The sequence below is a fragment of the Anabaena sp. CCY 0017 genome, from assembly GCF_963920885.1.
In the GTDB taxonomy this organism is placed as follows: domain Bacteria; phylum Cyanobacteriota; class Cyanobacteriia; order Cyanobacteriales; family Nostocaceae; genus Nodularia.
On record NZ_CAWUDG010000007.1, the window covers coordinates 131,916 to 151,863 of the forward strand.

A 19,948-nucleotide genomic window follows, 5' to 3' on the forward strand; every position below is an offset into this window, starting at 1 on the left:
TTGCCTGAAAGATATTGCTTGCATGACTAACCAGGATTTGCCCAATTATTATTCCAGCGTTCATAAAGAGATTGCAGAAAACTGTCCCATTTGGCTTTAGAACGAGAAAGAGGATAAGGCCGGGGTCGAATTGGTTTTTCTGAGTTCCACACAATTTCAAATTGTCCGTCTGCTTTGATTTTACCAACGCGCACAGTCTTCCAGGTATGTTGATTATTAGGGTCTATATATACAATACCCTCTGGTGCTAAAAAACTCTGATCTTTGATATTTTCCCGAATAGCATTGACATCATCTGTACCGGCATCTTGAATTGCTTGCGCCCAAAGGTAAACACCGAAATATGCTGCTTCAATGGGGTCAGATGTGACTCTATCTTTACCATATCTTTTCTGAAACTTCTTGATAAATTCATCATTTCTAGGGTTATCAATACTCTGGAAATAATTCCAGACTGCGTAGTTGCCTACCATATCTTGAATAGAGAAATGACTTAGTTCTTCTTCAGCGAGGCTAAAGGAAATAGTGGGAATTTTTTCGGAGGTAATTCCAGCTTGTTTCAAAGCTTGGAAAAAATAAATGTTACTGTCACCATTAATAGTGTTTAAAATAATATCTGGTTGAGTTTCTACAATTTTTTGGATGACTGAGGATACATTTTTACTACCCAACAAGATATATTCTTCTCCGATTATTTCACCTTGTAATGCTGTTACTTGGTCTGTAATAATGGCGTTGGCTGTGCGGGGGAAAATATAGTCTGAACCTACCAAAAAGAATCTTTTACCTAAATTATCAAAAGACCATTTGACTCCCGGAATAATTTGTTGATTAGGTGCAGCACCTGTATAGACTATATTGGGTGATTCTTCCAGTCCTTCGTACTGCACTGGATAAATTAGTAAATGATTATATTTATTAAATATAGGATTAACTGTTTTACGACTAGCGGAAGTCCAGCAACCAAAGACGGTAACGACTTTTTCTTGTACAATCAATTCTTCAGCTTTTTGTGCGAAGGTCTGCCAATTGGATTCGCCATCAACAACGATTGGTTGAATTTGTCTGCCTAGTACACCACCTTGATGATTAATTTCTTCAATAGCGAGTAAGGTGGCATCGACAACAGATTTTTCGCTAATTGCCATTGTGCCAGTCAAAGAGTGTAGAATTCCGACTTTAATCGGTTGCTTGGTAAGTTGAAATTGAGCATGAGCTAGCAAAAATATGATGATTGTTAATCCAAAAGTTAATAATAAAAGAATATTTTTTCTATTCATTAGTTTGGTGAATGGAGTATATAGAGCAAAGTGCTGTAAAGCCCTGCGGGCATGGCTGCGCTTAAAGCGGTAGCGGGGCGTTAGCCCGTAGAAACCAAGTAGGGGCGGGTTTATTAAAATTATTATTAGTAATTGAGGATATGTGTAAACCCGCCCCTACATCAAGGCTTTCAGCAATCAACAATGTCCTAATGTTCTTGGCGGTTGCTATATATACTTCAACTACAGCATTAGCCATTATCTTTAACTTCACCAAACTTAATTACCAGCGCGATCGCCATACTAACAGCTAAGATTAAGGTCATACTCAAAGCTGAACCAAAGCCCCAATTTTGGGTAACTCCGAGAAATTGGTTATAAACTAACCGCGCTGCTGTCATACTAGAAGCCCCACCCAGCAATTCTGGGTTGATAAAATCCCCTAATCCGGTGATTAAGACCAGCATGGAACCAGCCGTAATTCCTGGCAAAATTTGGGGTACGGTGACTTTGCAAAAAGTTTCTATGTCATTTGCACCTAAATCGGCTGCTGCTTCTAATAAACGCTTATCTAGCTTTTCTAAAGAGGCATAGAGAATTAAGACCATATAGGGTAATAAACTATAGCTCATGCCAATTAAAACGGCTGGAATCCGATGCAGTAATTCTAAAGTTGGTAAGCCTAAACTACTGAGTAAGCTGTTCAATAAACCAGTAGGACGTAAAATAGTAATCCAAGCGTAGGAACGCAGCAGAGAAGATGTCCATAAAGGTAGAACAAAGCCGAGAAGCAGCAAATTTCGCCAGCGTTGCGGGGCTATTTGAGCAATCCAATAGGCGACTGGTAAGCCTAATATTAGGCAAATTATGGTTGTAGCGATCGCTAACCACAGAGATCGCCCAATTACTTGCAGATATAAAGGATCAAGTATCCGAATATAGTTATCTAATCCACTGGGATTGACCATCCCCCCTGGTCTAATATTGGGTACTAAGCTTAACTGCAAAATTAACAGTGTTGGTAGTACCAGCAAAAGTAATAACCACAACCCAGATGGGGCAAGTAATACTAAGGGTTGGAGCCATTTTAACTGAGGACGAAGCGATTTGTTGATCTCTGGTTCTTCGCTTGATAAATTTATTTGAGATGAGCGCTTTTTTTTGGACATCATAATTAAAAAAGTTATATATTTCCTGGTTTAATTACTAGTCAACCGAGTCCAGTAACGCTCATAAATATCTTCCAACTCACCTAAAGGAGTAATACGTTCGCATTTTTCTAGCACTGCGGTAGGTGGAAATAAATTTTGATTATTTTTGATTTCATCGGGCAATTTTTCAAAACCAGCACTATTAGGAGTTGCAATATTCATGCGTTGACTAATCATAGCTGCTACTTGTGGTTGTAAAATAAAGTTAATCCAAGCATACGCTTCATCTATATGGGGTGCTGATTTCGGGATGACAATTGTATCTGTCCATAGTGAAGAACCACTGCGAGGAATGACATATTTGAGTTGGGGATTTTCTCTGGTAACTTTGATAGCATCCACCGAATAACACATTGCTAATGTTAAATCTCCTGCTAACATTTGGTTTTGCCAAGCATCGGTGTCAAACGAAGCAATAGCTGGTTTCAATTCTACTAATTTTTCATAAGCTGCTTTAATTTGGTTTTCGTCTTTTGAGTTATATGAATAACCCAACATTCGTAAAGTTGCACCCATTACCTCTCGGACATCATTTAATAATGTCATACGTTTATTGAGTATGGACTGATTTTGCCATAGATAGTCCCAATCTTCTGGTGCGTCTTTGAGGATTTCCGAATTGTAAATTAAACCTGTTGTTCCCCAATTAAAGGGGATGCTATGGCGATTATTAGGGTCATAGCTAGGATTTTGGAACTGGGGAAATAGTTGACCGAGACCACTTAAGCGATCATGATTTAATTCGATTAATAAACCTTGTGCTTCCATCTTCTGCACCATATAGTCAGAGGGATAGATCAGGCTGTAAGCACCACCACCTCCAGCCAACAGTTTAGCTAGCATCACTTCATTAGAATCATAGACATCGACCACGACTTTTAGACCTGACTCAGCAGTAAAAGCTTGGACTAATTCTTGATCGACATATTGTGTCCAAGTGTAAATATATAGGTTCCTGCTACCAGAATTTCTGGCTGAATTGATATTACCTAGCTGCCAGCCACAACTAGCTAGGGAAAAGCCAGAAAGTGCCGCTATCCCTTGTACAAATTGCCGTCTTTTCGTCATAACTAACTATTTAATAAAGCTATACAGTCACTTTCTGTCCACCAAGCGTATATGGGTGTGTTACGGTCTGGTAAATTGCCAAAGGTATTGGGTTGCAAAACATTGATACTTACACCCGATGTTAATTCCACAACATAATTAACGTGGGTTCCTAAATACATCACATTACCCAGTCGTCCTTCAAAGCAGTTAGTTGAGACACTAGGCTGATAAAGGGAAAGTTGGATTTTTTCTGGGCGCACACTCACCACTACTGCTTGAGATAATTCCGTTGGTGTCTCTTCAGTACGGGCGACTGTAATTTTTAGTCCCGTTTTGGTAGCGATTTGCACCGATGAAGATTCTACGCTAGTGATTTCACCACTGAATAAATTAGTATCACCAATAAAATCAGCAACAAAGGGCGTAAGGGGGTGTTCGTAAATTTGTCTAGGAGTACCGATTTGCTCAATTTTGCCTTGATTCATCACGGCGATGCGATCGCTTAAAGACATGGCCTCTTCTTGGTCGTGTGTCACCATGATAAAGGTCAATCCTAACTCTTGGTGTAAATTCGACAGTTCCACCTGCATATCTTTACGCAGTTTTAAATCTAAAGCCCCCAAGGGTTCGTCAAGCAATAAGACCGTGGGACGATTGACTAAAGCCCTGGCTAAAGCCACCCGTTGCTGCTGACCACCAGAGAGTTGATTGGGAAAGCGCGATCGCAAACTTTCCATTTTTACCAGTATTAAAGCTTCTTGAACTCTGGTTTCAATTTCTGATTTGTGGATTTTCTGGTGGAGGCGCAATCCAAAAGCGATGTTATCCCACACATTCAGATGGTTAAACAGAGCATAACTTTGAAAGACAGTATTTACTGGTCGGCGATAAGCAGGGACATTAGTCATCGGCTGGCCTTGAATCAATACTTTGCCAGCATCAGTCATTTCAAACCCAGCTATTAAGCGTAATATAGTTGTCTTACCACAACCAGAAGGACCTAAAATACTAAAGAATTCTCCCTTTCTGACATCCAAATCGACTCCATGTACTGCCGGTTCTTTGTTAAAAAACTTGAACACGTGACGCAGTTCAACATCCAGAGGCTGATATGTTGTGATTTTATTTTGATTTTGCGTGGCAATTTGAGTCATAATCTTCAGTAAAATGCCCTGATATTAGGAGATTCTTTCAGTTAATGTGGTTTATTGCAACTGATATTTTAGTAGCTATGTGTAGATGTAAACCCTTGACATTTTGTGTAGGGTAGGGGTGCTAGACCCTTTCCTTTTTCATAAATTATGCGGTATAAGAGTTGGTTGAAAGTTCATAGGTCAGATAAGAGGAAAAGAGCAAGGGGTTAGGGGCAAAGGCGATGAGGAAAGGTGTTTAAGCAGCCGAGAGTGCAAATTTATTTTTAACTCCCCCGGCTTCCCGGCCTCTGCTGTCAAGGCGATCGCTTTAGCGCTAAACTCCCGGTAGGTTTTTAGCATCATCGTATACATATTAATACTAGTTTAGAAATTTTTTTTGTCTTATGACTTTATGGCAATCATCTCCACTTGGTGAAAAAAAAAATACACGTACAGTTGGACAAAATTTTCAACCCGTATTTTTAATTGCATTTACCTTATTAATGACCACTGGAATCGGCGTTAGGTTGGCATACTTGCAAATCGTCGAAGGAGCGCGACATCGTTCTCAAGCAGAAGCTAACCGGGTGCGGATAATTCCCAAACAACCAGAAAGAGGTAATATTTTTGATCGGTATGGCAAACTTTTAGCTAGTACGCGTTCTCCTCGTTCTGTATATCTGTGGCCAATGGCACATACCAAAGCTGGGTGGTTAGTTGTTGGTTCACGTTTAGAGAAAATTCTGGATATCCCCAAAGCGGAAATAGAACAAAAATTAGAAGAAGCAGGCCCCAACTCTTCTTCACTCATTCGCATTGCTCGTGATCTGAATGAAGCCCAAATCACTGGTCTCAAAGAGTATGAAAACGAATTAAATGGTGTAGAAATTCATACAGAAGCCGTTCGCTACTACCCCCACGGTAAAGAATTAGCCCATGTCCTGGGCTATACACGAGAACTAACTGCTGAACAGTTAAAACAGAGGCGGCCGGAAGGCTATCGATTAGGGGATGTAATTGGTCAGATGGGGGCTGAAAAGGTTTACGAAAATGTTCTCCGGGGCGAATGGGGCGGTCAGCAAGTAGAAGTAGATGGTGCAGGTCGTCCAATTCGGGTATTGGGAGAGAAACAGGCCAAAGCTGGTAATGATTTAAAGTTAACGATAGATTTAAATCTACAACTAGCTGCAAACAAAGCTTTAGGTAATTACAACGGTGCTATTGTGGCACTTGACCCCAAAAATGGTGCAGTCTTAGCAATGGTATCCCGCCCCACCTTTGACCCCAATATCTTCTCTAAACAAAAACTCTCACAAAACGATTGGGAAACTGTCCAAGGTGCAAACCATCCTTTAGTTAATCGCGCACTGAGTGCTTTTCCGCCTGCCAGTACCTTCAAAATTGTGACGACGGCGGCTGCGTTGGAATCAGGTAAATTTGCGCCTAACACAGTCCTACAAACCTACCCTTCTTTAACGATTGGTGGTACTAGATTTGGTGAATGGAACCACGCCGGATTTGGTCCTTTAGGTTTTGTGGGTGCAATGAAGTGGAGTAGTGATACTTTCTTCTATCAAACTGCAAAGGCAGTGGGTGGCCCCACTTTGATTGAATGGACTCGTAAATTTGGATTTGGCGAAAAAACTGGCTTTGAGTTTGAATCGGAGGAAACCAGAGGTTTAGTACCAGACGACGAGTGGAAACGCAGAATTCGGAAAATGCCTTGGACTGTAGGAGACAGCATTAATATGTCAATTGGCCAAGGTGCTTTATTAGCTACTCCTTTGCAAGTAGCAGTCATGTTTGCAGTACCAGCTAATGGCGGCTATCGAGTCCAACCCCATCTGCTCAAAGATAATGAAGAAGCCAGAAGCTGGCGAGAACCTGTGAAGATGAAACCGACAACCATTAAAATTCTCCAAGACGGACTCAGGAAGGTGATAACTGAGGGTACTGGTAAAGTTTTGGATAAACCCACACTTCCCCCAGTAGCGGGTAAAACAGGCACAGCTGAAGCGTGGCAGCGTGGGGTGAAGAAAAATCATGCTTGGTTTGGTGCTTACGCCCCGGCAGACAAACCAGAAATCCTGATTGTCGCTTTTACTGAACATTCTGGTGGTGGTGGTGGTAGTCTGGCTGGCCCGATGCTTTTAGAAATTATGGAAGACTATTTTCAACGCAAGTACCCTGGTAAGTATCAAAAACCCAACTAAATAATTTATAGGACTTACGCGTTGACAATAAGTACCAAATATGTACAAAACTAAAACGCACATATTTCGTAGGGGTTTAGCACTGCTAAACCCCTACCACACTTTAGCCCGGAGGTGCGATTCTGGGATTTCCTTACCTGACACCAGATGAATCTGAATAGCCACCAGGGGGTATTTGATCTGACGGTGGCTGATATCCCTTTGCTAGAGTATATTCCAGAGACAGTGTCACGGTTAAAACACAAACAGTTAAAATTTTGGCACTAAAAATTTGGTGCAAGAGCCTATTAATACGAGTCATAATCTTTATGCGTGCGGCATTGCACTAGCGAAATGAACAAAAAATTGACAAGCTTTAGTTGTTATTTAAGCAATATCCTTTGTCTATTTACTTTGTTTGCTCAATACCTTCGCCAATTTACGAAGGTGAGTTGATTATCAATTAACCATTAATGCCCATTTCTTTGAGGCTTGGTAAAAATAAGCGGTCATACAAATTTCTTCAAGGTTTCCCACAAGAGGTTTTTAACGTATTAACGGCAGTAGAAAGGTTTGAGATGAAAAACTACCTTTTTAGCGAACGCATAGTGTATAAGTGATTTTGCCAGTTTTGCAAAAATCCTTGTAGCCTCTTATGTTGGCAAAGGTATTGTTGCTTATACATTTGAAGCACATTTTTTAGTTAGGAGTACAGTGATTGATGTATTTCAAGTAAGTGTTCAGATTAATACAGGATTCAGCCAGCCCGAAGTAGTGAAATGGGATGTCTTGTCTATTATGACACTAATTGTTGCACAGAGATTGTACTTGTAATTAGCTACGCACAAGTGATTATTAGAGAATTTGAAATAATACAGAATAGTCGGTTTTTCAAGTAACTTTTAATCTAAATAAAGTTAAAATCTTACCAAAACTCTAACCTTAGATATATGACATAATTAATTTTTAATAGTTTTTGTAGTCTTAAGGAGTAAAAATTAAAAAATACATAGCACTCAATTTATATCGTTTAAGGACAATGCTGATTGCTCAAAACTTTTTTGAATCAACTGGGTTTACACTCAGCACGGGCTAAACGCCCCGCTACCGCTTTAAGCGCAGCCATGCCCGCAGGGCTTTACAGCACTTTTCATCGCCACCAAAACTTAGATGTAGTCCAAGATAATTCACACAGAGAACCTTTAGGAGACAGGGCCACTCGCCGAAACTTACCCTTTAGTTGTCGAGCTAAATTTCTAAATTGTTGAGTTCCCCGACCTTCTTTGGGCGAGTTGATACCTAGCCCGTCATCTACAATGCTCAAGGTGTACCAGCCTTCAGATGCAGAGCAAGTCACTTCCAGACGGGTTACTCCTGTGGCGTGTTTACCGACATTACACAAAGCTTCTTCTAGAAATCGGCACAGTCCTCGCTTGTGTTCCATATTTAAGAATTTTTCATCAATAGGCTCAAAAGTGCGGATTTTCACCCTGATTGTTTTAAAACAGGGAAAGTGTCGCTCTAAGGTATGGCTGTAAACTTGATAAAGAATTTCATGCACAGGATCTTTTAAATTGAGGATGAGACTGTTACCTAAATAAAGGCTAGTATCTTGAGTGGGGGGTTCACGTTGTAAATATTCATAAATTCCCCGTAGTTCGTGGTTCAATTTCTCAATTTCTTTTTCTAGTTCTGGTAGTAACTCGTCTATAGGCAAATCTTTGCTGCGAACTAGCTTTGAGACTTTAGCCAGGCTTTGTAGTGGCCCATTATGAATAGTTTCAAATGTGCGCTCGATGATGGCTTGGCGAACTTTGATACCAGACCTCAAGGCGAAATCATATTGATATAAAGCTGTGAGTTCTATACTATTTAAAGCTAAAACCAGCATTGCTGGGATGACTGGAACCCACCAACCCCAAATCAGCAGAAAATAACTCAAGGTGACTAGGATAGAAGCAGCCAGACTAAAAAATACCAGATTTGTCAACGGTGATTTAGTTAGTCCAGCAATGATAATTCCTAAAACACCCCAAGCCACAATCCACAGATATTCCCAGATATCATGCCAAGTTTTTAAGAGTGGTCGAGAATCTAGGACAGCACTGATAATTTGACTCACAGCATGAGCTTGAATTTCTACTCCATACACCCGCCCTTTTGCAGGTTTGATTGATCTGACCGCAGCCGTAGTGATAAAGTCTTTACGGCTAGGAGCAGTTACGCCAATAATTACGATGCGATCGCGTATCCACTCCGGATTAAAATTATTACTGTTGATATCTGCCAAAGATACCATCCGAAATCTTTCTTGACCACTGCGAAAATTCAGTAGTTTCTGAATTCCACCTGCATCAGTTCGCACATATCCCCCAGTGTTGGGTAAAAATCTGGGTAGTTCAGTATCGCCAAATCTCATCGTAGCGCGATCGCGTATCCCATTTCCTAAGTTCAGACCTTCATCAGCTAAGTAAATCTTTGCTAGACGTAAAGATAAAGATAACTTGTATGCTTCAGGCGTTGGTGTCCCTAATAAAATACGTCTTAATTTGCCATCACTATCGAGAATCTGGTCGGCAAAACCTAATTGTTCCGGTGGTAATGCTGGTGGTGGCGCAATTTTTTCAGGTAAGACTTTTTCAATGGCAATTAAATTGGGAAATCTTTGGAAAACTGCACCCAGTTCATTATGTCCAGGTTCCACTGGTAAATCTCGATAAATATCTAGACCAATAACTCTGGGGTTGTAACTTTGGAATTTCAATAACAGTGCGGCCAAATTCTGATCTGGTATTGGATAATTTTGAAGATTGCGAATATCATCTTCATTAATACCCACCAGAAGAATCCGATCATCTATAGGTTCTTCAGGGCGGATACGCAGAAAGTTATCAAATGCTAGCCATTCTAATGATTGCATTGAACCTGTAAGTCTGAGGATAATTACTAGAGCAATCATCACCATTCCTGGTACAGTGCCTACACGCCAAATGGCAATGTCCTCTTTGATTTTTCTCCAAATTCCAGGATGCATAAGCTGTTGCCATAGACTATAAATTTCAGCTTTTGCTCAAGCTTTATTAATCAGTAACTAGATTTAAATCTTGCTCATGGCTCTCTATACTGAAATTAATCTATCTGCTTGATTTTAACAACCTACCTATTAAAGATAATACATCCTATTAAGTTACTTAATGCATGATCCGATGATTTAACCCTGATGTGAGTGTTGTGCTAGCACAAGTCAGCATCAATAAACAGACTGTTCAAAGTCAATGCAAAGCCAGGCTAATCAATCAAACCTTTTTCTCTCGCCCGCATTTCCGTTTGAATACGAATATTTCTCCCCTCTTCAGGATAAACGTCTAAAGCATCTTGCAACTTACTCCAGTAATGACGTACCATCCGTTCAGATATACAAATACGTTCGGCAATAGTCTTGTCTTGTAATCCTTCTTCAAATGCTAGAGTTAGCACTCGCAGCCACTCTGGCTTTACCTCCAATCCAGAATGAATTCCTTTAATGTCTTTGGTATGAGTTAATCCCTGTAATGCCCAATCTGCCCTTGTTAACATTTCTTTGGTAGTCAGGCTTTTGTCGGCGACTGTAAAACCTCCTTTATGACTGTCAATGTCAGGTCGAATCCTTACCAATGTTCTGACATGGGCGCTTTGAACAACTAAATTTAAGTTTTGATAGTCTTTCATTAGAGTCCTGAGCAGTTGTATACCTGTATCCGGTCGTGCAGTAGTGCCTGCGTGTTCTGGGATAGAAAGATCCATCACCACCAAATCGGGTTGCGATTCGGTAATTTGATTGAGAGCATTTTCAGCGTTCACCGCAGTTATAAATTCAGCATCAGAGTAGTGCTTTCTCAGTAATTCAACTGTTCCACCTAATACTAATTCGTGATCATCGATGACTAAAATTTTGATTAATGACTGTTCGGATAATGCTGGTTTCATAATTAACACTCTGCAAATTTTCCCTGAAATAACTATTTTTTATCATTTTTAATTAATCAAAATTTAATACTATAGATAATAGTAATTTCACTGTTGCATATCAGTTATATAGTTTAAAACATATATAAGATTTTTACCAACTTTTAGCGTTTTTTAGTGATGATAATTACCAGCAAAAGTACCAAGTAGCATTGAATTGCTGACTCATATAAAAGCATTTACCTCCAGTGAGAATATGAAAACTTTTGTAAAGGTAATTTAATTCAGGTAGTTGGGAATAAAAAATAAGTGTGGATACATCTGGATAACTAATTTTTACTATTAATTGAGTTAATTTTTCCTGTTGCTTTAAAGTAATATATATAGATGTTTGGGTAATAGCTTCTGGTATGCTTGTGATTAGCAGTTCCTCTAAAGCACGTAAAACGATCATGCTGCGCTCCGCAGGCTCATGTCGCCAAGAGGCTGGCATATCGATGTAAAAAGATAGGCGGGGATGGGATATTAACCACGGTTTTAATAAGGACTCAATAGCTAAAGGTAGGCTATCTTGTAGTGATGCTGGAAATAAGCAATCACTTAGTGCTGCTAAAGAGTCATGAAAATTATCAATTCTGTGCAAACATTCTTGAGTCTCTTGCGTTAATAAGTTTGGGTTTTTTACGGTCAGTAAATCCAAGCTACGGCGGATAATAAATGATTCTTGTAATAAACCGTCCCTAATTTTTTCAGATTCCAAAAACAGCTTAATAGACTGTCTCGAAGACCACCATTGTAATGCTTGCTGAATTTTATGATAAGACTTCAGAAAATACACAATAGTGATTATATAGGCAGCTACAAGTATAATTTGCGTACATAATTTTAGGCTCATGTGAGATTCGCAGACTATTTGTTTTACTAGCATAAGAGAAAAATGCTAGTAAATGTTTTGTCAAGTTTACAAGGATCTTCATAAAATACACCATAGTAATTTCCGAAATCTGTGTAGTGGATAACTAACTAGTACAAGTCGGCGGAAGCTACGGAGCGTCTCTCAGTCAGCACCGTACTATAAATCAGTGATTAATCTGGCTCTTCTCAGGATAAATTGCAGCGCTGTCTCCTCTTGGGAAAGAATATCAGCTTTGCTATTCATGCCTGATTGGATTCGACATTGGCGATCGCCATTACCAAATGTTAGACTTTCTGGTTGTACCGTGGCTTCAAAGTAACTACCTGCTGTAGTACCAATTGAACCTGCGCTCATATTATTACCGGAATTTGTCATTATGTCTGGAGATATGTGACTAACCACAGCTTTGAGAGTGCCATAATCAGGATATGGACAAGCATCAACACGTAGTAGTACATCTTGACCAACTTCGACCTTTTTAATATCTGCGCTGGGAATCATCGCTTTAATTACCAAAGGTGCATTTTGAGGTACGATTTCCGCCACAGGTTCGCTAGCACGTACAACTTGGCCAGGGTTGCGTAAATTGAGCTTGAGAATAATCCCGTCACTAGTAGCACGAATAATGGTATTTTGCAGTTGATTCTGTATTTGTTGAATTTCTTTTCGCAGTTGGTTAAGTTGATTTTGCATATCAACTCGCCGTTGAATTAAAGCTTGTTTTTCCTTTTTTAAGGTGGCGATGCTTGCTTCACCCCTAGCAGTTTCTTGAGCAATCCTTTGTTCAGCAATGTCTACGGTCGCCTGAGAAGGATTGATCGCCGCTTCAGCTACGCGCACTTTACTTTCAGCAATTTCTACCGCTTGCTGTCCGGCTTTGAGGATGGCTGTGGTTTGCTCAACCAGGAGCTTTTTTTGCTCATACTCACGTTGACCAATGGCTCCAGTTCCTGACAATTGTTCGTAGCGATCGCGATCCAATTCGGCAAATTTTAAATCAGCACGAGCTTTTTGGACTTCTGCGTGTGTTCTTTGCAATTCAGCTTTTGCTGCTTGTAACTCGCTTTGAGTCCCAATTTGTCGTTCTTGATAATCTCTTTGATTACGTGATAAATCAGATTGAGCAGCAGCAACAGTCCGATCTATAAATCTTTGTTCAGCGATAATCTGAGTATCTAAAGAGTCAATTTGGGCATTAATTTGAATTAGTTGTAAATTATTTTGTTGGAAATTTCCTTGTAATTGACTTATTTTAATTTTCAAGTCCTCAGAATCAAGGCGAGCAATTATATCTCCTTCTTTGACAACCTCATTTTCATTAACTAAAATTTGTTCAACAGTTCCTTCGATTGGTGGCTGTACTAGTCGAACTTCTCCTGTAGGACGAACAGTTGCCGCAGCTTTGACTGTTACGTTATATTTTACCCAAGAAGAGAGAGCGATCGCGCACATAACCGTTCCCACCAAAGCCACTCCACTTAAAGACATCCAGATGCTAATAGGAGGCAAAAAATCCTCAGTTTTAACGCTGGGAAGGATTTTTTCATTCTGAGTATAGAGCATATTATTATAGGCAGATTCTTACTAATCATGAAATTAAAAAATCCAGATGTTCTCCCGGTTTTTCTCTTAATTCTGCCAAACTTCCTTGCTGTCTCAACTTGCCATTGTCCAACAATACAACCCAATCAGCCCGATTAATTACTTTGGGACGATGAGTAATTAAAATTGTGGTTTTTCCTCGACGATGCTTAAACAATTGCTCTAAAACTTGCGCCTCACTCACCGGATCAAGTCCACCAGTTGACTCATCTAAAATTAAAATTGGTGGTTCCGTAAGTATAGCTCTAGCAATAGCTAGTCTTTGGCGTTGTCCCCCGGAAATATTAGCCCCAAATTCGCCTAAAACAGTTTGATATTTATCTGGAAGTTTACAAATAAATTCATCAGCCTCAGCAATTTTACAAGCTCTAACAATCTGTTCAAAAGAAGCATGGGGCGCTCCTAAGCGAAAATTTTCTACTATAGAACGACTCCAAAAGTGAGCATCTTGAGGAACCAGCACTATCTGTTGTCGTAAACAATCTAGAGCCAAGTCTTGGAGATTATATAAACCTATCTGGATGTTACCAGATTGTAGAGGATATAACCCAGCAATGAGTTTTGCTAAACTGCTTTTACCACAACCAGATTTACCAATGATCGCCGTAACTTTACCACCAGGAATAGTTAAAGAGAAGTTTTCTAAAAGGTCAAGCCTACCAGCATAGTGAAAGTTAACATTATGGCAAACAATATCCGTTTCACCCGGAATTTGAGCATAAGGCTTCTTCCCATCCTTTTCATTTTCTGGGGTAGCATCAATAACTTCTGTTAGACGTTGTGTAGCGGTTTTAACACGAGTGAATTCTTGAACGAAACTAATAATCATAGCAATTAATCCCAGAAAATTAGCATTCATGGCATTAAATGCTAGTAGCTGCCCGATGCTGAGATTTTCTACGGGATTAATCACCAAATAACCACCAAACCAGAGTAAAAGCACAGTACCAATAGAAGAAACAAAACTAGAAAAAGTATTGTTAATAATTCCTATTTGCATGGTGCGGAATGCTAAGTTACTCAGAACTCCAAATTTACCTTGTAATTCATCTTTAAATTGTGGCCCTGCTGTAGTGGTTTTGAGAGTCAGAGCGCCTTTAAAGGTTTCTACTAAGACCCCCTGAGCTTCTGCATCTTTAACTAACAATTCACGGGTTTTTTGCTGTAAACTTGGTTGAAAGATGATTGTCGATAAAGTCATGAATACAGCAATAATTGCTGCTAATGCAGTCAGCTTCCAACTATAGAAAATCATTAAGCAAAGAGAAATTACCGCAATAAAAAAGCGGCTGGGTAAGCTGACAACTAGTTGAGATATTAATTGATTAATTTGGTCAATATCCTGTAGCCGACTGACAATTTCTCCACTGCGCCGAGCTTCGTAGTAAGAAAGCGGTAATTGCAAAATTTGTCGCCCAAAATCTAAAACTAATCCTAATTTAAGACGTTGGGCAAAGTGGGCGATTAAGTTAGACTGGACATAAGAAAGGCTAGTAGAAATAAGATTCATCACCACTACAGCAATGACTACAGTAGTGAGTAAACTTGTATCACCCCTAACTAGCACATCATCTGTCAGGATTTGCAACAAGAAAGGAGAAGCCAAAGACAGCAACCCCAACATCAAGTTGAGAGGTAAAGCTTGAACAAGAATTGCCCGATAAATCCAAATGCGCTTAAAGAAACGCAAAAACCCACCAATTTGATCATCTTCTTGAGCAAAAAAGCGGATCGGATCTGGTTCTAGTAGAAGCATTAACCAGTCTGTCCAACCCTCGGCTAAATCTTGGGGAGACAGATAACGAATTCCCACAGCCGGATCAGCAATTAGACATTTTTTGCCTTTTTTGCCATACAAAACAACCCAATGATTGCCTTTCCAGTGAATAATTGCTGGTAAAGGAGCTTCATTCAATCGCTCAAGCAACTCTGCTGAAGTTTGCACAGGACGAGTGTTGAAACCTAAAGTTTCTGCACCTCGCCTTAGTCCCAACAACGTTGTGCCAAATTGTCCAGTACCTACGGTTTCGCGGATATGGCTGAGAGTAAAATTGCGCCCGTGATATTTAGAAACTGCTGCTAGACAAGCTGCGCCACAGTCTTCTTGACTATGCTGGCGAACAAATTGGTATTTCATAAATGACTTAGAGTTTTTACTGTGCAAGGATTTTATATTTCCTAGTTTCAGAAAAACCTATTATGCTAGCTAAACAAGTTATTTAGTAAGTTAATGCCTTTACTTTGGAAATTACTAGGAGGATTAAAACTGCTACTAAGGGAAGCGAGGATTAAGGTTTTTTGAGAAAACTGATATAGCGCTTGATTACTGACAGAAATTCCTAGACTTCCTTCAACAATATTAATTGCACTGTTGGCAAAACTCAGAATATCTGTCTGTTGGAAAAACATAAATTCAAAATTTCCACCAGAAACTTTTTCTTGTTGTTGGTTGCTCAAATCTAGAAATAGTTCAGACTCTTTTGATTTTATATTATTAGTCACAGTTTCACCCATTTCATTCAATTAATTAATGTATTATTTTAACCCTAGCACCTTATAAATCAAGTAAATATTCAATCATTTTTAAATGATTTTCCAGTGATAAAAATCACTGGAAAATCATCGATATACAAGAAGAACAGTATCTTACTCGATTCTATTGTACCCGAATTTGAGTTTCTCCCAGATTTGGGTGCAGATCAAATCATTATGATTTAAGGAAGAATAGCAAGACGGTCTTGTTCAGCAGTTGCAATTCTAAATGCATCAAAGAATGAAAATGTATTAGCGCCAAATCTATTAGCTTCTGTCGATGAAATACTTGTGAAGCCTTCGGCGAAGGTGCTTTTGCTCTTTTCTGCAAGAACAGTGAAAAATCCACCAGCTACGATTTCTTGTTGCTCAACGGATACTTCGGTAAATAATTGGTTAGACATGGTTTTAATCTCTTGGTATTGGGAATAATTACCTGAGTTAGTAGTTGTTTGGACGACTCAACTCTTGGATTGTTATTAATCTAACCCCCTTGAATTACTAAGTCATTTACATTTTCTGCAAAGTTAATTACTTAATTTAGAAATTGTTGTTGCATAATCAAGCCAGGGTAATTACCGAAAACTACATCAAAACATTACACTTTTCGGTAATTAGATGTCTTTGGCAAATAGGAACAAGCCTTGAATTGTCCCTACAAGCATTCAATTGCCGTAATCATAGCGGATTTAATAAAATACAGAACCTCACCCCCAACCCCTCTCCTTACCAAGGAGAGGGGAGACTTTGATGTAAGTCAAAGGCGGGGTGAGGTCAAGGTGAATTTAATTAATTAAGTTCTAGTTCTTAGGGTTTTTGGGTAGAAATCGCTAACTTCGCCCCTTTTACTTGACGCACCCGATCCATAATTGCCACTACCTGACCATGCCCTACTTTTTCATCAGCATTAATAATCACCAACGCTTCTGAGTTAGAACCAATGGTAGTCCGTAGCTGCTCTGCTAATGAATCCACTGTACTCGGTTCCTTGTTAACGCTAATTACTCCGTTTTCCTCGACGGTGACGGTAATTTTCATGGGAATTTGCTGTTGTGTGGCTGTGGTTGCCGTAGGTAAATTCACTGGCAAGCCTTCAGACCTAGTTAAAAACAGCGTTGACATGATAAAAAAGGTTAATATGGCAAAGATCACATCAATCATCGGTAAAATGTTGATCTGTGCTGGTAAATCTGCTTCATCGGGTAGACGCATAGCTTCTCTCTCCTCGTTCGTAACGTCGGCGGTAAAGTAACTCTAATTGTCCCCCGTACTCTTGAATGAGTGCTATTTGACGGACATATAAACCTCGAAAAGAGTTGGCAAATAAAAGGGTGAATATTGCAACTACTAAGCCCGTGGCTGTGGAAACCAACGCTTCACTGATACCAGCCGTTACACCTGCGGTTTTTGTTCCTCCCACATCACCTATATCTAGGGAAGCAAAGGACGCAATTAACCCTAATACAGTCCCTAGTAGACCTAATAGTGGTGCTAAACCAATTATTGTCTCAAAAATGTTTTGAAAGCGTTTTAGTAAGGGTATCTCAGCTTGGGCTTCACTTTCTAACGCCAAACGAAATTCTTCAGGATTTGGTTCTTCCAATTCCAACGCCGCCAAAAAAATCCGTGCTAAGGGCAAATCGGCATTTTTCCGGAGTTTATCTATTGCACCAACTACGTTATCTAGCCGATAAAGCTTCAACACGTCTCTAATTACGCTGCTTTGACGGTTATTGATTCTCACCCAAAATCGGATACGTTCAAAAATTAGCGCCACGGCTAAAACTGAAAACCCGAACAGCGGCCACATTACTACACCGCCAGCCGTAAACAGATTATTAATTCCCATCTAATGCCTCGTCACAAATAATTAATACACAGCCAGATGTGTAGAATCTTCAGGCAAATTGATACTTTTTGTCAAGAGAGTACAAACAAGTCCCAATTAAACAGCACCCAAAAGACAAGCATAGCAGTCCTGAATCCGATCAGGTATATTTCTCTAACGCTGATTCTCTGAGCCTTTATTTGCGCCTCTGTGTGAGGTAAATTCATTGTGATGCAACTTCGCGTAATTGCTTGGTGACTTGTTCCACTGTATCGATACTGGTGGGACTCACTAAGCCATCATGATGAAAGATAGACACTTGATTATTTTTCGCAGCCTTGCAATTTATGCCAAAACGGTAACTGCTGAAAAACTTCTGGGTTAACAGTATCGGACTCCATGATAAAAATCTGATCGGGATTATTGACTAATATTTTTTCTTGGGAAAGAGATAAAATTATTTCAGGATTTTTTTGCACCACTATAGAGCAACCAAATAAACATGGGTGAACCGAGTAAAGCGGTAATTGCACCTACGGGTAACTCCACAGCACCTAAGCGAGAAAGTAAGTCAGCAAAGGTGAGTAACCAAGCACCCGCCACAGCTGAGAAGGGTAAACATATCCGGTTGTCGGTTCCGACTAACATCCTTACGCCGTGGGGAACTACTAAACCGACAAAACCAACTAAGCCGGCGACACTGACAGCACCTGCGGCTAAGAGAGTTGCAACTGCACCGATGAGTATACGCGATCGCATTAACGAAAAGCCTAAACCAACGGCTAAATCATCGCCCAATGACAGGACATTTACTGAACGCGCCAGTAAACACCCAGCTATTAATCCTACAAACATATAGGGTGCAGCCATTTGGACTTGTGTCCAACCCCGACCGTTCAGACTTCCCACTAACCAATTTAAGGCTAACTGGATTTGTCCATCTTCAGCCGTCAGTAATAGCACTGATTGTAAGGAACCAAACAACGAACTAACTGCAACCCCTCCTAAAATTAGCCTTTCAACTCTAATTCCCCCAGAGGTGCGACCGAGAAAAATCACAATTCCGGCTGTGATAATTGCGCCTAACCAAGCTGCTAGGGGAATCCAAGCTACGAATACTTGTAAGACGATCATGGCGATCGCCACTAATCCAGCACCCGCAGAAATACCGAGAATAAACGGGTCAGCCAGACTATTTCGTAACATTCCTTGCAACAAAGCCCCAGACATCCCTAACCCAGCCCCTACCAGCATGGCTGCGGCGATTCTAGGCATTCGCAAATCCCACAGAATCGTTTGTTTAATGGGGTCGCCCTGGTGTAATAATGCTTGCCCAATATCTGATATACTAAACGGGACAGCGCCTTGAGAGATGGAAAGTGCCAAGGTGACAGCGATCGCCACACTCAAAAGAATAATTGCGACTAACAGACGATTATTTAGCCATGTTTTCTGAATTCTGCTGGTGAATTGCATTGTTTTTTGAGTGCAATAGATAATTGCCGTAATCTTTCACTAACTTCTAAATTAGATGCTTGTGATTTCAAATTATGCGGTATTTCCGCAAAAAGAAGGGTATTTCCTTCCAACCATTCATTCAGAGCAACTCCATTCCAAGTACCCCCCTTATCTCTAAATCTATCAACTAATCCCTTGAGTTCTTGAATACAATAAGACTCGAAACCCGCAGCGTCAAAAATTGCATAACGCAAATATTCTTCAAAGGCATTTATATCATTTTCAACTTCAAATGTTACAGCTTGTTGTGGTGGGATAAATTCACTACCAACATCTATTGCTATTTGCGTCGCTACTCCTGTTACTCCTAATACTTGTTGGCGAACTTCCGGGTTGAAGAGTAAATCAGAACCATACTTTATATATCTTTTGAGAACAGTATAGGCAGGTTCCACACCATTATAATAGTTATCAACAATTTCAATATCTACTCCCAGACTTTTGATAATTTTGCTCCACATAACAAATTAACTAGAGTGCTTTTACCGCTACTTGTAGTTCCTGTAGTTGCAAGAGTGAGCGTAGGATGGCGAAGTTCATCAACCAGTTGACTTAAAGCTTTTTCTAAGTTGTGGGAAAGTTCTTGGATTTCTGGCTGATATGTTTCGGGTAAGTGCAGGGATATTTCCGTGTGAAAATTATTCCAATATTGAGCAAGTAGCTTGGCTTTAAATTCGACCTCTTCAAATACCTTATAAACTTGATTGCTCATATTATTTGTATTTATTTGTACTTATATATTTTATACCTTGTATAAGCACG

18 protein-coding genes are annotated in these 19,948 nt (G+C 39.9%); 1 reads left to right on the plus strand and 17 read right to left on the minus strand.

All coding sequences use genetic code 11. From position 1 onward, the window contains the following. Positions 1-26: 26 nt before the first annotated feature. The 5 genes from urtA to ACM0OW_RS11205 all read right to left on the minus strand — a co-directional run bounded on the left by urtA (position 27) and on the right by ACM0OW_RS11205 (position 4,674). A complete protein-coding gene (gene urtA, locus ACM0OW_RS11185; RefSeq protein WP_414550136.1) occupies positions 27-1,280 on the minus strand; it encodes an urea ABC transporter substrate-binding protein in 1,254 nt (417 codons plus the stop codon). 61 nt (positions 1,281-1,341) lie between these two features. After that, a complete protein-coding gene (locus tag ACM0OW_RS11190; protein ID WP_414550137.1) occupies positions 1,342-1,518 on the minus strand; it encodes a hypothetical protein in 177 nt (58 codons plus the stop codon). Beyond that, on the minus strand, positions 1,511-2,428 hold the full coding sequence (locus ACM0OW_RS11195; protein ID WP_414550328.1) for an ABC transporter permease: 918 nt from the start codon (positions 2,426-2,428) through the stop codon (positions 1,511-1,513). Before ACM0OW_RS11195 ends, ACM0OW_RS11190 begins: the two co-directional genes overlap by 8 nt. 30 nt (positions 2,429-2,458) lie before the next feature. Next, complete coding sequence (locus ACM0OW_RS11200) at positions 2,459-3,538, minus strand: spermidine/putrescine ABC transporter substrate-binding protein (protein WP_414550138.1); 1,080 nt, start codon at positions 3,536-3,538, stop codon at positions 2,459-2,461. A 2-nt stretch (positions 3,539-3,540) separates the two neighbouring features. Then, a complete protein-coding gene (locus ACM0OW_RS11205) occupies positions 3,541-4,674 on the minus strand; it encodes an ABC transporter ATP-binding protein (protein WP_414550139.1) in 1,134 nt (377 codons plus the stop codon). Positions 4,675-5,057: 383 nt separating this feature from the next. On the opposite strand from ACM0OW_RS11205, the gene mrdA reads away from it, so the two are divergent. Continuing rightward, entirely contained in the window at positions 5,058-6,866 is a 1,809-nt protein-coding gene (mrdA, locus tag ACM0OW_RS11210) for a penicillin-binding protein 2 (protein WP_414550140.1), read from the plus strand. A 1,129-nt stretch (positions 6,867-7,995) separates the two neighbouring features. Here the strand turns inward: mrdA and ACM0OW_RS11215 are convergent. From ACM0OW_RS11215 to ACM0OW_RS11270, 12 genes are all read right to left on the minus strand, one after another. Beyond that, the gene (locus ACM0OW_RS11215; protein WP_414550141.1) at positions 7,996-9,879 is read right to left on the minus strand and encodes a CHASE2 domain-containing protein; all 1,884 of its coding nucleotides are present in this window, start codon (positions 9,877-9,879) and stop codon (positions 7,996-7,998) included. Positions 9,880-10,133: 254 nt separating this feature from the next. Continuing rightward, positions 10,134-10,811 carry a response regulator gene (locus ACM0OW_RS11220; protein ID WP_414550142.1) on the minus strand — a complete coding sequence of 226 codons (678 nt, stop codon included), beginning with the start codon at positions 10,809-10,811 and terminating at the stop codon, positions 10,134-10,136. A gap of 166 nt (positions 10,812-10,977) precedes the next feature. Next, entirely contained in the window at positions 10,978-11,685 is a 708-nt protein-coding gene (locus ACM0OW_RS11225) for a hypothetical protein (RefSeq protein ID WP_414550143.1), read from the minus strand. A 177-nt stretch (positions 11,686-11,862) separates the two neighbouring features. Next, on the minus strand, positions 11,863-13,269 hold the full coding sequence (locus ACM0OW_RS11230) for an HlyD family efflux transporter periplasmic adaptor subunit (RefSeq protein ID WP_414550144.1): 1,407 nt from the start codon (positions 13,267-13,269) through the stop codon (positions 11,863-11,865). 25 nt (positions 13,270-13,294) lie between these two features. Further along, a complete protein-coding gene (locus ACM0OW_RS11235) occupies positions 13,295-15,445 on the minus strand; it encodes a peptidase domain-containing ABC transporter (protein ID WP_414550145.1) in 2,151 nt (716 codons plus the stop codon). Positions 15,446-15,510: 65 nt separating this feature from the next. Next, entirely contained in the window at positions 15,511-15,810 is a 300-nt protein-coding gene (locus ACM0OW_RS11240; protein WP_414550147.1) for a hypothetical protein, read from the minus strand. Between the two features lie 212 nt (positions 15,811-16,022). Further along, entirely contained in the window at positions 16,023-16,244 is a 222-nt protein-coding gene (locus ACM0OW_RS11245; RefSeq protein ID WP_414550149.1) for a CTB family bacteriocin, read from the minus strand. Between the two features lie 403 nt (positions 16,245-16,647). Then, positions 16,648-17,052, minus strand: coding sequence for an ExbD/TolR family protein (locus tag ACM0OW_RS11250; protein WP_414550151.1), 405 nt, complete (start codon positions 17,050-17,052; stop codon positions 16,648-16,650). Beyond that, positions 17,036-17,689 (minus strand): MotA/TolQ/ExbB proton channel family protein, encoded by a 654-nt coding sequence (locus ACM0OW_RS11255; protein WP_414550153.1) that lies wholly within the window; start codon positions 17,687-17,689, stop codon positions 17,036-17,038. Before ACM0OW_RS11255 ends, ACM0OW_RS11250 begins: the two co-directional genes overlap by 17 nt. A 441-nt stretch (positions 17,690-18,130) precedes the next feature. Beyond that, complete coding sequence (locus ACM0OW_RS11260) at positions 18,131-19,144, minus strand: FecCD family ABC transporter permease (protein ID WP_414550158.1); 1,014 nt, start codon at positions 19,142-19,144, stop codon at positions 18,131-18,133. Continuing rightward, the gene (locus ACM0OW_RS11265; RefSeq protein ID WP_414550160.1) at positions 19,108-19,647 is read right to left on the minus strand and encodes a hypothetical protein; all 540 of its coding nucleotides are present in this window, start codon (positions 19,645-19,647) and stop codon (positions 19,108-19,110) included. Before ACM0OW_RS11265 ends, ACM0OW_RS11260 begins: the two co-directional genes overlap by 37 nt. Continuing rightward, complete coding sequence (locus ACM0OW_RS11270) at positions 19,614-19,898, minus strand: hypothetical protein (RefSeq protein WP_414550162.1); 285 nt, start codon at positions 19,896-19,898, stop codon at positions 19,614-19,616. The genes ACM0OW_RS11265 and ACM0OW_RS11270 overlap by 34 nt, the downstream gene beginning before the upstream one ends. Between the last annotated feature and the right edge of the window lie 50 nt (positions 19,899-19,948).

Coding starts and splice junctions, on each gene's coding strand:
- ACM0OW_RS11220 (WP_414550142.1), bottom strand. CDS start 10,811: ATGAAACCAGCATTATCCGAACAGTCATTAATCAAAATTTTAGTCATC.
- urtA (WP_414550136.1), bottom strand. CDS start 1,280: ATGAATAGAAAAAATATTCTTTTATTATTAACTTTTGGATTAACAATC.
- ACM0OW_RS11215 (WP_414550141.1), bottom strand. CDS start 9,879: ATGCATCCTGGAATTTGGAGAAAAATCAAAGAGGACATTGCCATTTGG.
- ACM0OW_RS11265 (WP_414550160.1), bottom strand. CDS start 19,647: ATGTGGAGCAAAATTATCAAAAGTCTGGGAGTAGATATTGAAATTGTT.
- ACM0OW_RS11205 (WP_414550139.1), bottom strand. CDS start 4,674: ATGACTCAAATTGCCACGCAAAATCAAAATAAAATCACAACATATCAG.
- ACM0OW_RS11200 (WP_414550138.1), bottom strand. CDS start 3,538: ATGACGAAAAGACGGCAATTTGTACAAGGGATAGCGGCACTTTCTGGC.
- ACM0OW_RS11195 (WP_414550328.1), bottom strand. CDS start 2,428: ATGTCCAAAAAAAAGCGCTCATCTCAAATAAATTTATCAAGCGAAGAA.
- ACM0OW_RS11250 (WP_414550151.1), bottom strand. CDS start 17,052: ATGCGTCTACCCGATGAAGCAGATTTACCAGCACAGATCAACATTTTA.
- ACM0OW_RS11190 (WP_414550137.1), bottom strand. CDS start 1,518: ATGGCTAATGCTGTAGTTGAAGTATATATAGCAACCGCCAAGAACATT.
- ACM0OW_RS11255 (WP_414550153.1), bottom strand. CDS start 17,689: ATGGGAATTAATAATCTGTTTACGGCTGGCGGTGTAGTAATGTGGCCG.
- ACM0OW_RS11225 (WP_414550143.1), bottom strand. CDS start 11,685: ATGAGCCTAAAATTATGTACGCAAATTATACTTGTAGCTGCCTATATA.
- ACM0OW_RS11260 (WP_414550158.1), bottom strand. CDS start 19,144: ATGCAATTCACCAGCAGAATTCAGAAAACATGGCTAAATAATCGTCTG.
- ACM0OW_RS11245 (WP_414550149.1), bottom strand. CDS start 16,244: ATGTCTAACCAATTATTTACCGAAGTATCCGTTGAGCAACAAGAAATC.
- ACM0OW_RS11270 (WP_414550162.1), bottom strand. CDS start 19,898: ATGAGCAATCAAGTTTATAAGGTATTTGAAGAGGTCGAATTTAAAGCC.
- ACM0OW_RS11230 (WP_414550144.1), bottom strand. CDS start 13,269: ATGCTCTATACTCAGAATGAAAAAATCCTTCCCAGCGTTAAAACTGAG.
- mrdA (WP_414550140.1), top strand. CDS start 5,058: ATGACTTTATGGCAATCATCTCCACTTGGTGAAAAAAAAAATACACGT.
- ACM0OW_RS11235 (WP_414550145.1), bottom strand. CDS start 15,445: ATGAAATACCAATTTGTTCGCCAGCATAGTCAAGAAGACTGTGGCGCA.